Origin of the sequence: Ruminiclostridium papyrosolvens C7 (assembly GCF_000421965.1) — a bacterium.
Classification (GTDB): Bacteria; Bacillota; Clostridia; order Acetivibrionales; family DSM-1351; genus Ruminiclostridium; species Ruminiclostridium papyrosolvens_A.
Genome location: NZ_ATAY01000002.1, coordinates 1 through 744 on the forward strand (window position 1 = coordinate 1; position 744 = coordinate 744).

Annotated in this window: 1 protein-coding gene; it reads left to right on the forward strand. The window is 37.2% G+C overall.

Features of this window, described 5'->3' with window-relative positions:
- Nucleotides 1-744 (forward strand): condensation domain-containing protein (locus L323_RS21370; RefSeq protein WP_038274966.1); only part of this gene is annotated, 744 nt, incomplete at both ends.

Consider the following 744-nt stretch of genomic DNA (forward strand, 5'->3'; position numbering starts at 1 on the left):
AAGGCTGTATCTCTTATATCCAAAATTCACAACAGGTTCAGCGTTGAAATGTTTTTAAGAGATATATTCAGTGCACCGACTGTAAGAGAAATGGCAAAACTTATGGGGAATCTGGATAAGAGTCTATATACCAATATACAACCGGTTGAAGAAAAGGAATACTACTCTCTTTCTTCTGCTCAAAGAAGAATGTACATAATAAATAAAATGGAAGGAGCTACAACAAACTATAATAATCCGGGCGTAAATGTTATTACGGGCGAACTGGACAAGGTGCGACTGGAAGAAGTGTTTAAAGCATTAATACAGAGACATGAAGCCTTCAGAACCTCATTTAAGATGGTAGATGGCGAACCTGTTCAGATAATTCATAAAGAATCAGACTTTGAGATAGAACATATTATTGCAGAGGAATCAGACGTGGACAGGGTTATTAAGGAGTTTATACGTCCGTTTGATTTGGAAAGAGCACCATTGTTGCGGGTAGGTCTGGTTGAATTATCAGACCAAAAGCATATATTAATATGTGATATGCACCATATTATATCTGACGGGGTCTCAGCAAATATTTTAGTAAATGAATTCATACAACTGCTTAATGGAAAAAGTTTACCTAAGCTATTGTTAAATTATAAGGACTACTCCGAATGGCAAGATAAGCTAATAAAATCAGGAAGTATGAGCAAGCAGGAGGAATACTGGCTGAATACCTTCTCGGGCCGGATACCTGAACTTACAATGCCC